Here is a 13,199-nt window from a genome sequence, read left to right as displayed (position 1 = left end):
GTTGTAATACTGCTTGTGTTGTTCCACACCTATTGGCAAGGTAAGCATCGCCTGACGTTGGTTATCTACTGCCAATTTTAAGATTTATGACTCACGCGACCATCTATCAGGGGGAGGAACGTCGCATGCTCAAAAAACATTTATTCATCGTCAAACCGATCGAGCCGACAAATCACACAGGGACAGGTAAAGGCGGAACGCAACTCAAAAGATCGCTAACGGCAGGACAGTTAGTGATGCTCGGCATCGGGGCCGTGATTGGCGCTGGTATTTTCGTGCTCAGCGGACACGCTGCCGCCGAGTATGCCGGCCCAGCCGTGGTGCTGAGCTACATTCTGGCGGGAATTGCCTGTGCTTTGGCTGGGTTGTGTTATGCAGAGTTCGCGGCAATGCTGCCGGTCTCCGGTTCCGCTTACTCTTATGCCTACGCGACGCTCGGGGAATTCACGGCTTGGTTCATCGGTTGGAATCTGATCCTGGAATATATGTTCTCTGCCTCAACCGTGGCGGTCGGCTGGTCCGGTTATCTCAATAGTTTCCTGAGCAGTTTCGGTTATGGGCTGCCAGCCTCGCTATCTAGTGCACCTCTGGACGTAGTCGATGGGCGGCTGATTTATAGCGGTGGCCTGATCAATCTGCCGGCAGTCGCGATTGTGGCCGCGATCAGTGGGCTGTGCTACGTCGGGATCACTCAATCGGCGTTCGTCAACTCCATCACCGTGGCGATCAAGGTCAGTGTCATCGTGCTGTTCATCGCTTTCGCCGCACGCTATGTCAACCCGGACAACTGGGTCCCCTTCGTCCCGGACAACGTGGCACCAGGCAAGTACGGCATTGAAGGGGTGATCCGCGGTGCAGCCGTGGTGTTTTTCTCCTATATCGGCTTTGATGCAGTCTCCACCACTGCGGGGGAAGCCAAGAATCCGCAACGTGACATGCCCATCGGCATCCTCGGCTCGCTCGCCATCTGTACGGTGATCTACATTGCCTTCTCCGGTGTTCTCACCGGCCTGATGCACTACTCGCAGTTGGATACGCCCAAACCCGTGGCCACCGCGCTGGAAACCTACCCAACGCTGTCATGGCTCAAGCATGTCGTAGAAATCGGCGCGATTGCAGGGCTAAGTTCAACGATGCTGATGATGCTGATGGCACAACCGCGGATTTTCTACGCGATGTCGCAGGATGGCCTGCTGCCCAAGTTGCTTTCTAAAGTACATCCAAAATTCCAGACTCCCCACGTAGGTACGCTCATCGTCGGTGCCTGTGCCTGTGCTTTAGCCGGACTGTTTCCAATCAGTCTGCTTGGCGATCTGGTCTCCATGGGCACGCTGCTAGCATTCGCGACGGTCTGCATTGGCATCGTGGTACTACGCCGTACCCGCCCGGATCTGCCTCGCCCCTTCCGGGTCCCCGTGTACTGGGTGATCGCCCCTACAGGTGCGGCAGCCTGTCTGTACCTGTTCTGGCAGCCGTTCACCGAGCACTGGCCGCTGATGGTCGGTTGGACGGTACTCGGCTTGGTGATGTATGGCTTATACGGCTATCAGCACAGTAAATTACGACATGGTGGCTAAGCAATAAGCACTCAGGAGGCCGGCGCAACGCCGGCCTCTTTTACTAATTACACTTTTTATCAATTTCCTGACGCACTATGTTCAAACAACTCTGGGCCACCAAACTCTCTCAACCCAGCCAGGACAGTGCCGAAGGACTCAGCATGCAACGCGTCCTTGGAGTGTGGGGGTTAACTGCACTGGGTATCGGTGCGGTGATTGGCGGCGGCATCTTTGTCATTACCGGGCAAGCCGCGGCCAATCACGCCGGACCAGCCATTATGCTGTCGTTCGCACTCGCGGCGATCTGCTGTACGTTCTGTGCGCTGGCGTATGCCGAATTCGCGGCGATGGTGCCGGTCTCTGGGAGCGCCTACACCTATACCTATGCCACTTTCGGTGAGCTGGCAGCCTGGTTCATCGGTTGGATGCTGGTATTGGAATATGGGGTTTCTGCCGCGGCGGTGGCGGTGAGCTGGAGCGGCTATTTCCTCAGCTTGTTACAGCATCTGGGCATCCATCTGCCCGCCGCACTAGTGAATGCGCCATTGGACGGCACGCTGCACGCCACTGGAGCCATTGCCAATCTGCCGGCAGCCACCATCGTGCTGCTGCTGACTTGGTTGTGCTACTTCGGCATCCGTAAGTCCTCGAAGATCAATATCGCAATGGTTGCACTCAAAAGCGGGCTGATCTTGCTGATTATTGGCGTCGGCTGGAAATACGTGAACCCTGATTACTGGCAACCGTTCATCCCGACCAATCAAGGGCCGGGCAAATACGGATGGAATGGTGTGTTACATGGCGCGTCAATGGTGTTTTTCGCCTACATCGGTTTTGAAGCGGTGTCGGTGGCCGCGCAGGAATCGCACCGTCCACAGCGCGACCTTCCTATCAGCATGATGAGTGCGTTAGCGATCTGCACCGTGCTGTACATCATGATGGCCGCCGTCATGACTGGATTAGTCCCTTACACGCAACTGGGCACAGATGAGCCAGTCGTCACCGCAGTCGCCGCACACCCCCAACTGGGCTGGCTGCGCGTCGTGGTCGAAATCGGTGCATTGGTCGGACTGTCTTCGGTCGTGTTGGTGATGCTCATCGGACAACCGCGCATCTTTATGATCATGGCCGGTGATGGCCTGCTGCCACCGATATTCAGCACAATCCACTCCAAACACCGCACTCCGCACATCAACACGGTGATCACCGGACTAGGTATTGCGTTGCTCGCAGCGGTGTTCCCACTGGATGTACTCGGCGAACTCACCTCAATGGGGACGTTGATTGCCTTTACCGCCGTCTGTGCCGGCGTGCTGATTCTGCGCTGTACTCGGCCAGATCTGCCACGCCCATTCCGAATGCCGGCAGCATGGTTGTTTTGCTCCGCTGGTGTACTCAGTTGCATTACCTTATTGTCAGCAATGACCAGGCACAATTGGATGCTGATGAGCGTGTGGACTGTTCTTGGTTTTTCCCTGTACTTCAGTTACGGATATCGCCACAGCAAACTGCATCAAGAAAGCACCTGAGACAATGAATGCCACTTGCACACCATCCCTGCCCTACGACGCGAGCCGTCTGCGCGAATTGGCGCATCTGTTGATCGGCACGATCAGCGAATTCGCTCAAGCAGGCTGGACACCAGCCACCAGTAGCAATTTCTCGCACCGTCTGGATGAACATCATGTGGCTATCACCGTCTCCGGCCGCGATAAACGATGCTTGAGGGAAGAGGACATTATGGCCGTCGACTTGGACGGCAACGCCGTTGGACATCCGCATACTCCCTCGGCAGAGACGTTGTTACATACCCAACTGTACCGGCGCTTTCCTGAGATTGGCTGCGTATTGCATACCCACTCGCTAACACAAACGGTAGCCTCACGGGTGTACGCCGGGGCCGGTCACATTTCTCTGAAAGATTACGAGCTACTCAAGGCCTTTGCGGGGCACAGCACCCACGAAACAACCTTGGATGTGCCCGTCTTTTGCAACACTCAAAATATGAATATTCTTGCTGCCCAGGTTGACACACTCCTGGACAAACAACGGATGTGGGGATATCTGATCAACGGGCACGGAATGTATACCTGGGGCAACACACTCGCCGATGCGCGCCGCCACCTTGAGGCATTGGAATTTCTGCTGCACTGCGAACTGGACCTACTGAAATTACGTGGCTATCTTTGATACGCCGTTCCCTTTGCCATCGCATCACCCTTGATCATGAGCCGACTACGCATCTTCGACGATCACACCCCCGATACGCCGTTCTTCGTCAGCAAAGAGCAGGCACAGATCACCGCCGAGTTGCACAAGATTGGCATCACGTTCGAGCGCTGGGAAGCGACTCAAGCGATTGAACCTGGTGCAACTGCAGAGCAGGTCATGGCGGCCTACCGTACTGACATTGATCGGCTGATCGCCACACATGGTTTCAAAACCGTAGACGTGATCAGCATCGCTCCAGACAATGCCAAGCGCGAAGAGATGCGCGCCAAATTTCTTGAGGAACATTTTCACAAGGAAGATGAGGTCCGTTTCTTCGTTGCTGGCTCGGGATTATTCACCGTGCACAGCGGCAACAAAGTCTATGAAATCGAATGCGTTAAAAACGATCTGATCGCAATACCCGATGGCACCCTGCACTGGTTTGATATGGGTGCCGCGCCCTACTTCGTCGCTATCCGCTTTTTTACCGAACCGGATGGCTGGGTTGGCCATTTCACCGGCACTGACATTGCACAACGCTTCCCCCGCTATATCCCCGAGGGCTGCCAAAGCGCGCACTGACAATGAGCATGCCTCAAGCAATTCTCACGGATATTGAAGGAACCACAAGCAGTCTTTCTTTCGTCAAAGAAGTGCTGTTTCCTTATGCACGCCGCGCCCTCCCCGACTTTGTCCGGGAACACCGTGAACACCCGGACGTGATGCCTTGGTTAGATCAAGTCGCCAACGAAACCGGCACAGCGTTCTCTGAAGAAGCTCTTGTAGCCACCTTGCAAACGTGGATCGACACGGATAGTAAGCACACCGCACTCAAAGCATTGCAAGGCATGATCTGGACATCCGGCTACCAGAACGGCGATTTCACCGCCCACCTCTACCCGGATGCAGTCCAACGGCTGCGCGCCTGGCATGCGGCCAACGTGCCGCTGTACGTGTACTCATCCGGCTCGGTACCGGCACAGCAACTGTTCTTCCGCCACAGTCATGCAGGCGATCTGAGCGGACTGTTCTCAGGTTGGTTCGATACCCAAATCGGTGGCAAGCGTGAGTCCACCAGCTATCAACGCATTGCGCAACACATTGGGATTGCGCCCGCCGGGATCGTCTTTCTATCGGATGTGATCGAAGAATTAAACGCCGCAGCACAAATCGGATTGAACACGGTATTGATTGATCGGCGTGACGATTATCCAACGCCACGTCATCTTAAAGACACCGACCGCCATCTGCATTTGGATAGCTTTGCCCAACTGCCCTTTTAAATCGGCGCGTTATTACCGTCATCCCGGCACCTCAATCCGCAACGACCGCCCAGCAGAACAACAATACCGCTGGCCCGTTGCATCCTGATAACGCGCTCAAAAAAAACAGCCGCATCTGGAAGCACTTCATCAACCCTCTGCAACGGCCCTGCTCGTCCTCATTGATTGTCCCGCCGGATGCATATAAGAAAAAAGACAACTGATGGATGCGCTCTTCGTGACCGATGCACTTGCAACCATAAAGCTGTACAACACGCTGGCATCAATGGGGCAATGGACTGCCCCCCTCACCAAACAACGCTGGCACCCATCAGTGAGATGACACATCAAGCACTCAGCCACGGCAACACTCCGCGCTGCGGGCAACACGCCATCGGCATTAACGATGCCGTGCCTCTAATACGGTAACGGCATCGGCAAGCGATAAACCACGGGCACGCAACAACACAATCAGGTGGTAAAGCAGGTCTGCTGATTCATCAAGGAGTGCATCATCAGCCTGGACCACGCCAGCCAATGCGGTCTCCACCCCTTCCTCACCGACCTTCTGCGCGATGCGGCGGACGCCCTGCTCAAACAATGCGGTGGTGTAACTGTCTTGTGGCCGCTCACGTTCGCGCTCCGCCACCAGCGCATCCAGCGCACCAAGAAACTGTCCAGGGGCTGCAGGAAAACAACTGGTCCTGCCCAGATGACACGTGGGTCCACGGGGTCGGGCCTGCACTAATAACGTATCGGCATCGCAATCGGCATCAATGGCCACCAGATGCAGCACATGCCCAGAACGCTCCCCCTTGGTCCATAAACGCTGCTTACTGCGGCTGTAAAACGTCACCAAGCGGCTGCGCTGCGTGACCTCTAATGCCTGGCTGTTCATATAGCCAAGCATCAGCACACGCAGCGTATCGGCGTCCTGCACGATCACGGGCAACAAGCCATCACCCTTGGCCCAATCCAGATCAGGCAATGCAACATCGCTCGTCGCAGGCTCATTACACATCGCGGACCTCAATTTGCTGCTCACGCAGAAACTGTTTTAAACCCGGAATCGAAATCGCGCCGCTATGGAATACGCTGGCCGCCAATGCACCATCAACATCAGCCTTGTGAAATACATCCGCAAAGTGCTGCATGTCCCCGGCGCCGCCAGAAGCCACCAAGGGCACCTGACACAATGCCCGCGCCTGAGACAGCTGTGCAATGTCATAACCACAGCGCACCCCGTCGCTGTCCATGCAATTTAATACGATCTCCCCTGCCCCTAGGCGCTGCGCCTCAACAATCCAATCCAGGGTGCGCAGCGGCAAGGCCTGGGTTTTGTCCGGATCACCGGTATTGCAGCGGACGCGCCACTGACCATCAGCCTCACGGATCGAGTCAATACCGACGACGACGCATTGCACCCCAAAGGCTTCGGCTAAGGCGCTAATCAGCGCAGGTTGGCGCAGTGCCGGTGAGTTGATCGAAATCTTATCGGCACCGGCATGCAAGACAGCACGGGCAGTCTCAACCTCGCCGATACCACCGGCCACACAGAATGGAATGTCGATCAGGCGCGCAACGCGTTCAACCCAACGGTAATCCACAGAACGCCCTTGTGGACTGGCGCCGATGTCATAAAACACCAACTCATCAGCGCCATGATCACGGTAACGCAAGGCCAGTTCGACGATATCGCCCATATCCACGTGGTCACGAAACTTCACGCCTTTCACCACACGTCCATCACGCACGTCCAAGCATGGAATAATGCGACGGCTCAACATGACCGCCTCTGCGCCTCTTGCTGCAAGTGGTCACGGTGTAGTGTGCAACGGCGATAGGGCCGCATCCGCCCATTGGCACATGGCGTCCCCGGCGGGAGATACACCGCAAGCATCACACTGATCTGTAGCGACATACTGGCTCCGTTAGTTCCCCGCAAGGCAAGGGATCGCCGGGATCGGCAACACTGCCATGCTGCACTGCCTCCTTGAGTGCAAGGCGGCCCTCCAACAGCGCTTTACCGAGGACAATACCCGCACAACCGGCCATCTTGGCGGCGACGACATCGGCCACATCCCGCGCCCCACCAGACACTTGGATCTGCACTGCAGGGACCAAGGCCCGCAGGTACGCATATACATCCATGTTGGGACCGGACAACATGCCGTCACGGGCAATGTCCGTACACAACAGATGGCGCAACCCGGCTGCTGCATACTGCTGCGCCAGCGCCTCCAACGTTGCCTCGGCAACCTCGGTCCAGCCATGAACCGGCAAGCGCCACACGCCACCGGCATCTTGACGCGTGTCCAATGCAACGGTGATCCGTTCAGGGCCGAAGGCCTGCAACCACTCAATGACACACGTCATCTGGCGCACCGCCAATGAACCGATCACCACACGTGCCGCGCCTGCGTCGAGAATCCGCGCAACATCATCACGGGAACGCACCCCGCCGCCGGTCTGCACCTGGAGTCCTGTTGCACGGGTAATCTGGCGCAACAAGGGTGCCAAGGTATACCCGCCCGCTTTGGCGGCATCCAGATCAACCAGATGCATCCACGTGGCGCCACTGTCGGCAAACGCCTGTGCGCGCGGCAATACCTGATCGTCATAGCGCGTCTGGCGCGCGTAATCCCCCTGCTGGAGACGCACCACAGCACCGTTACGGATGTCCAAGGCTGGATAGACAATGAAATTCATGCGGCATCCATTTCAAGAAAATTACGCAGGATACGTGCGCCTGTTTCGGCCGAACGCTCTGGATGGAATTGCGCGCCACAACGCACTCCCTGCTGCACAATCGCGGTAAACATGCCGCCGTGATCGCAGGCGGCCACCGCTGCCGTGGTCAAGGGCACTGCATAGCTATGCACAAAATAAGCGTTCGCCCCCTCGGGCACCTCCGCCAGCAATGGCGAAGCGCGCAGCGGCAACAAGCGATTCCAGCCCATGTGCGGCACACGGATGCTAGGAGCCGGCGTCAGGCGGCGGACGCGGCCAGGCAGCAATCCCAAGCAGGGCACATCGCCTTCCTCAGAGTGCTCAAACAACAATTGCATGCCCAGGCAGATCCCAATCAGCGGCACCTGTAGCCGGAGCAATGGCTCAATCAAGCCTTGATTGTTGAGCCGTGCCATCGCTTCAGGTGCGCTCCCGACCCCGGGGAGAATCACCCGCGCAGCCCCCTCCAGTCCGCGGGCATCGCACACTAAGCGCGGTTCTACCCCCAAACGCTGCAAGGCGTAGCGCACCGAACCAAGATTGGCACCACCGGCATCAATCAAAGCAACCTCGGTCATAACGCCCCCTTGGTAGAAGGAAGCACGTGGCCGTGGCGTTGTAACGCCTGACGCAATGCACGCGCCAGCGCCTTGAAACACGCTTCTACTTTGTGATGGTCGTTGTCGCCATGCACGCTCAAGTGCAAGTTCATCCCAGAGGCATCACACAGGGAGCGGAAAAAGTGCGGTACCAGTTCGGTGGGCATATCGCCGACACGCTCACGGACGAAGGTTCCTTCAAAGACAAAATACGGGCGGCCGCTGAAGTCCAACACAGCGCTGGCTTGGGTCTCATCCATCGGTAGGGTAAAGCCACCGTGTGCCGCCGCGCCGCTCACCTGCCACGGCAGCTGGGGCGGATCGAATCCATAGCGGCCAATACCGCGTTTATCCCCCAAGGCTTGGCGCACTGCCTGACCTAGCGCCAAGCCGGTATCTTCTATTGTGTGATGTTCGTCGATATGCAGATCCCCAACAGCGCTGATGTGTAGGGAAATGCCAGCATGTTTGGCGATCTGCTCGAGCATATGATCAAAAAACGGTAATCCGGTAGTGATCCGCGCCTGGGGTGCGCCATCCAAATCAATCTCGACACGGATGTTTGTCTCCTTGGTGTGACGCTGTACCACGGCGCGGCGCGGCGCATCGGCCAAGGTGTGAGCAATGCCGTCCCAATCCCAGTCACCACCAAATTGCGGGGTACGTAATTGGAATCCGCGAATGTTGAGATTCTCGGCAAATTGCAGATCTGTGGGGCGATCGCCCACCATTGCCGAGCGCGCCCAATCAATGTCGCGATCTTGAAGGTAGGCGACCATCAAGCCGATGCCTGGTTTACGAGTGGGCGCGTTGTCGGCCGGCCAGCTACGATCGATCAGCACATCGCGGAAGACGATGCCTTGGCTACTAAAAATCTGCAGCATCAACGCATTGGGGCCATCAAAGCTGGCTTGGGGATACGTGGGGCTGCCCAATCCATCTTGGTTGGTGACGATCACAAAGTGATAGCCGGCATCACGGAGCTTCAGCAATGCCGGGATCACGCCGTTGACAAGGCGCAGTTTTTCGTAGGCATCAATCTGAAAATCAGGCGGCTCTTCAATGAGCGTGCCGTCACGGTCAATAAACACGATGGGGGTCATGCGGGCACCGCCTGGATGTCACGCAACACGGCCAGGAGACGTGTGTTTTGTTCGGGGGTTCCCACGGTCAGCCGCAAGGCATCATGCAACTGCGGTGCGGCACGCTGGTCGCGCACGACGACGCCAGCGGCGTACAGCGCCTGAAACGCGGCCTCGGCATCATCAAAGCGCACCAGGAGGAAGTTCCCTTGGGAGGGATAGACGCGGCGCACGCCAGACAGACAGGCCAGGGCGGCACGCAGGCGCTCACGCTCAGCACGGATCTCGGCCACACGCTGCGCAGTGATCTGTAACGCGGCGGCTGACAGCCCCTGCTCAGCCAAGCTCACGCAGGGGGTGGGCAAGGGATACGGTGCTTGGCAGCGACGTAATACCGCGACTAAATGGGCATCGGCGATCACGCTGCCGATACGCACGGCAGCCAGGGCATGGGCTTTGGACAAGGTACGCAGCACGACAAGATGTGGGTAGCGGGCCAGCAGGGGCACCACGGAAGGGACATCGGAGAATTCTCCGTAAGCTTCATCCACCACGACAAGAGCAGTGCCGGCAAGTGTCTGCAAGATGGTCTCAATCTGCTGTAGCGGGATCGCGACACCGACCGGATTGGAGGGTGAGCACAAGAACACGAGTTTGGCGCGGGAAGTCTGTGCGGCAGTGATGATCGCAGGCACGTCGGCATGGAAGCCCGCGGCGTCATCAACCAAAGGGACTTGGATCAATGGGGCATTCTGCAACTGTGCGGAAACGGCATACATGCCGAACACCGGGGGGTGACCAGGACGGGATCACGTCTCGGTTCGCACACGGTACGCACCAGTAAATCGATCCCTTCATCACTGCCACGACCAATCAATAGTTGCTCGGGAAGACAGCCGTAGAGTGCCGCCAGCATCTGGCGCAACGTGGGCGGTTGCGGTTCTGGATAACGTCGCATGGTGGCGTGGGAGTCAGCGGGATTGGGCCAGGCCGATTCGTTGGCATTGAGCCAGAGGTCACCGGTCAAAGCGACACTGCGCGCGGAGGAATAGCCAGCAAAGTTGCGTAGTTCTTGACGTACCAGGTCAAGGACCGTAGGGGTCTGTGCGTTCATGGGGCTGTTGCCATCCGTAAGGCGACAGCATTGGCGTGTGCATCCAATCCTTCGGCACGCGCCAAGGTCAATGCACAGTCGCCAATTTCAGCAATACCGCTACGGCTAGCCGCTTGGACGCTGATCATGTTTTGGAAGCTGGAGACGCTCACGCCGCTATAGGCGCGGGCTGCACCACCGGTGGGCAAGACGTGGTTAGTACCGCTGCAATAGTCACCCAGGGCTTCGGGGGTGTAGTCGCCAAGGAAGACGGAACCGGCGGCTGCAACGCGGTGCAGCCAGGCACGCGGTTGGCGCAATGCCAAAATCAAATGTTCGGGCGCATAGCGGTTGCTGATGTCAAAGGCAGTCTCCAGGGTGGCCACTTTAATGAACCTGGAGTGCGCTAAGGCCTGACGCGCTATCTCGGCACGGGATAGCTGCTGCAATTGGAGAGCAAGGGCAGTCTGTACCGCTGTCATTAGTGCATCACTGTCAGACAACAGGAGGACTTGGGAATCCGGGCCGTGTTCTGCTTGGGAGAGGAGATCAGCAGCGATAAACGCAGGATTGGCGGCGGCATCAGCGATCACCAGGACCTCCGAGGGGCCTGCCGGCATGTCGATTGCGACGACGCCTGCTTGTGCAAGCTGTTGTTTGGCTTCGGTGACAAAGCTATTTCCAGGGCCAAACACTTTGTCACAGGTGGGAACGCTTGCGGTACCGTAAGCCATCGCCGCAATGGCCTGGGCGCCGCCCAGTGTGAAGACGCGTGTGACTCCGGTGAGACGTGCGGCCAGCAGGACCGCCGGATTGGCGCGGCCATCTTTAGAGGGTGGGGTACACAAGACGATTTCACGGCACCCCGCCAGGCGTGCGGGGACACCCAGCATTAAGGCCGTTGAAAATAACGGGGCGCTGCCGGCAGGGACGTACAAGCCCACGCGGGCGATCGGACGTACCAGGCGTTCACACACCACGCCGGGCGCCGTTTCCACACGATAGCCGTTGGTCATTCCGGCACGGTGGAAGGCTTCGATCCGGGCTGCGGCTGTCTGCATGGCGTGCTGTAGTTCTGGGGCAACGGCCGTGGCCGCAGCGGCCAGCTCGGCCGCAGTAACCTCAAACGTGGCCAGGTCAACACCATCAAAGCGGGCGGTGATGTCACGCAAGGCAGTATCACCGCCGCGACGCACTTGTTCAATTAAGGCGGTAACGGCCTCACGGGTTTGTGTGGCGATGGTCTGCGCGGGACGGGTCAGTGTCTGGGCCTGGGCCGCAGTATCAAGTTGGTTCCAATCAATGATTTTCATGCGAGGGATCGCTCTACTGTCAATACCATCAAGCCCTGAGCACCAGCACGTTCCAGTTCTTCCAAACGCTGCCAGGTGATGGTGCCATGACACATGGTCTGCACGCGTAGGGTGCCGCTGCCGTCATCGGGGAGCTGTACCAATGGGTCGGCATCGGGCAGTAAGCGGGTCAAGGCGTCCAGGTGTTCTTGGAAGGCACGGAACATCAGTAAGTTGCTGTCACACAGGTTGACCATGCCATCAATGCGCCGCAGCAGCATGGCCAAGAGTCCGGCACGGGCATCGGCAGGTTGGCAGATCATGCCGGCAAGCACGGCTTGGCTCTCCATGATCTGGATGACGGGTTTGAGTTGGTGAGCAGCCAATGTGGCGCCGGAGGACACTAAATCACAGATGAGGTCAGCGGTACCCAGGCGTGGGGCGATTTCGACCGAGCCGGAGAGTTCGACGATCTGTGCAGCAATGTGATGTGTCTGTAGCCAGTCGGCCAAGATGGCGGGGTAGCTGGTGGCGATGCGCTTGCCTGTTAATTGCGATATGTCTTGCCACTCCCATTCTTCAGGCACCGCAAGCATGAGTCGGCATTGGCCAAAGTGCAGTCCACGTAGGGTTTGGTAGGGAACGGGGAGGCCGTTGCGGCGCCGTGAGGCTGCCTGTTCATCCAGTTCATTACGACCCACGATGCCAAGGTCGCACACGCCCTGGGCAATCAAGCCGGGGATGTCGTCATCGCGCACCAACAATAGATCCACCGGCAGCGATTCACCGTAGCAAAACAGTTTGTCGCGGCTCTGACGCCAGCTCAGTCCGCAAGCCGTCAGGAGGCGGCGGGCCGGTTCTGTCAAACGCCCACTTTTTTGAATCGCAATACGCAGTCGATCGCGTACCGGTAATGCGGTGGACGCACTCATTGTGGTTTCTCAATGGAGCTGGCAGGAGGCATGGCCTGGGCCTGCAATACCGCTGCATAGCCGCCGGTACCGTGTTCAAGGCAACGCGCGACACGGCCGATGGTGGTGACGCTGATGCCGGTGTGGTCGTGGATGTCACGGTAGGGCCGGCCTTGGAGCAGCAAGGGCACGACGCGCCAGCGGTCGGCCAGCGCTTCCAACTCGGCTGGGGTACACAGGTCACGGAGAAAGGCAAGGACTGTGGCGCTGTTTCTAAGGCAGGCAAGGGCGTCGGCTAATGCCTGTAATGCAGCGGTGGTATCGGTTTGGGGACGGGGGATTGGACGTTGTTTCATCGGGGAATGGTATAGCGAACTATTACATTAGTACACAGGGGGATGGAGAGGATCCCATGAAATACGATGCGGGATAGATAACAGCAGGCTCCATGCTCTGCCCC

General features: G+C 57.9%; 13 protein-coding genes and 1 pseudogene. 5 read left to right on the top strand and 9 right to left on the bottom strand.

Going from position 1 to position 13,199, the window contains the following annotated elements:
• The first annotated feature begins 125 nt into the window (after positions 1-125).
• The 5 genes from F7G16_RS05830 to mtnC all read left to right on the top strand — a co-directional run bounded on the left by F7G16_RS05830 (position 126) and on the right by mtnC (position 5,053).
• Positions 126-1,577, top strand: a complete 1,452-nt coding sequence (locus F7G16_RS05830; protein WP_004088325.1) for an amino acid permease — start codon at positions 126-128, stop codon at positions 1,575-1,577.
• Between the two features lie 77 nt (positions 1,578-1,654).
• Positions 1,655-3,088 (top strand): amino acid permease, encoded by a 1,434-nt coding sequence (locus F7G16_RS05825; protein ID WP_004088324.1) that lies wholly within the window; start codon positions 1,655-1,657, stop codon positions 3,086-3,088.
• A gap of 4 nt (positions 3,089-3,092) precedes the next feature.
• Positions 3,093-3,749 (top strand): methylthioribulose 1-phosphate dehydratase, encoded by a 657-nt coding sequence (locus F7G16_RS05820; protein ID WP_004088323.1) that lies wholly within the window; start codon positions 3,093-3,095, stop codon positions 3,747-3,749.
• Positions 3,750-3,785: 36 nt separating this feature from the next.
• Positions 3,786-4,352 carry a 1,2-dihydroxy-3-keto-5-methylthiopentene dioxygenase gene (locus F7G16_RS05815; protein WP_004088322.1) on the top strand — a complete coding sequence of 189 codons (567 nt, stop codon included), beginning with the start codon at positions 3,786-3,788 and terminating at the stop codon, positions 4,350-4,352.
• Between the two features lie 2 nt (positions 4,353-4,354).
• Positions 4,355-5,053 carry an acireductone synthase gene (mtnC, locus tag F7G16_RS05810; protein ID WP_004088321.1) on the top strand — a complete coding sequence of 233 codons (699 nt, stop codon included), beginning with the start codon at positions 4,355-4,357 and terminating at the stop codon, positions 5,051-5,053.
• Between the two features lie 379 nt (positions 5,054-5,432).
• On the opposite strand, the gene hisIE is transcribed toward mtnC, so the two are convergent.
• The 9 genes and pseudogenes from hisIE to F7G16_RS05765 form a co-directional block, all read right to left on the bottom strand.
• Positions 5,433-6,053, bottom strand: coding sequence for a bifunctional phosphoribosyl-AMP cyclohydrolase/phosphoribosyl-ATP diphosphatase HisIE (gene hisIE / locus F7G16_RS05805; RefSeq protein WP_004088320.1), 621 nt, complete (start codon positions 6,051-6,053; stop codon positions 5,433-5,435).
• Positions 6,046-6,819, bottom strand: a complete 774-nt coding sequence (gene hisF, locus F7G16_RS05800; RefSeq protein ID WP_004088319.1) for an imidazole glycerol phosphate synthase subunit HisF — start codon at positions 6,817-6,819, stop codon at positions 6,046-6,048. The genes hisIE and hisF overlap by 8 nt, the downstream gene beginning before the upstream one ends.
• A 112-nt stretch (positions 6,820-6,931) precedes the next feature.
• Positions 6,932-7,741 (bottom strand): 1-(5-phosphoribosyl)-5-[(5-phosphoribosylamino)methylideneamino]imidazole-4-carboxamide isomerase, encoded by an 810-nt coding sequence (gene hisA, locus F7G16_RS05795; protein ID WP_004088318.1) that lies wholly within the window; start codon positions 7,739-7,741, stop codon positions 6,932-6,934.
• Positions 7,738-8,340 (bottom strand): imidazole glycerol phosphate synthase subunit HisH, encoded by a 603-nt coding sequence (gene hisH / locus F7G16_RS05790; protein WP_004088317.1) that lies wholly within the window; start codon positions 8,338-8,340, stop codon positions 7,738-7,740. The genes hisA and hisH overlap by 4 nt, the downstream gene beginning before the upstream one ends.
• Complete coding sequence (gene hisB, locus F7G16_RS05785) at positions 8,337-9,464, bottom strand: bifunctional histidinol-phosphatase/imidazoleglycerol-phosphate dehydratase HisB (protein WP_004088316.1); 1,128 nt, start codon at positions 9,462-9,464, stop codon at positions 8,337-8,339. Before hisB ends, hisH begins: the two co-directional genes overlap by 4 nt.
• Positions 9,461-10,557: pseudogene (gene hisC, locus F7G16_RS05780) on the bottom strand (histidinol-phosphate transaminase). Before hisC ends, hisB begins: the two are co-directional and overlap by 4 nt.
• A complete protein-coding gene (gene hisD / locus F7G16_RS05775; protein ID WP_004088314.1) occupies positions 10,554-11,849 on the bottom strand; it encodes a histidinol dehydrogenase in 1,296 nt (431 codons plus the stop codon). Before hisD ends, hisC begins: the two are co-directional and overlap by 4 nt.
• The gene (gene hisG / locus F7G16_RS05770) at positions 11,846-12,760 is read right to left on the bottom strand and encodes an ATP phosphoribosyltransferase (protein ID WP_004088313.1); all 915 of its coding nucleotides are present in this window, start codon (positions 12,758-12,760) and stop codon (positions 11,846-11,848) included. Before hisG ends, hisD begins: the two co-directional genes overlap by 4 nt.
• Entirely contained in the window at positions 12,757-13,095 is a 339-nt protein-coding gene (locus tag F7G16_RS05765) for a YerC/YecD family TrpR-related protein (protein WP_004088312.1), read from the bottom strand. Before F7G16_RS05765 ends, hisG begins: the two co-directional genes overlap by 4 nt.
• Positions 13,096-13,199: the final 104 nt, after the last annotated feature.

This window comes from Xylella fastidiosa (genome assembly GCF_011801475.1).
Lineage (GTDB): Bacteria > Pseudomonadota > Gammaproteobacteria > Xanthomonadales > Xanthomonadaceae > Xylella > Xylella fastidiosa.
Note: the sequence above shows the minus strand (reverse complement) of the source record. Positions and strands in the feature narration are given on the sequence as shown.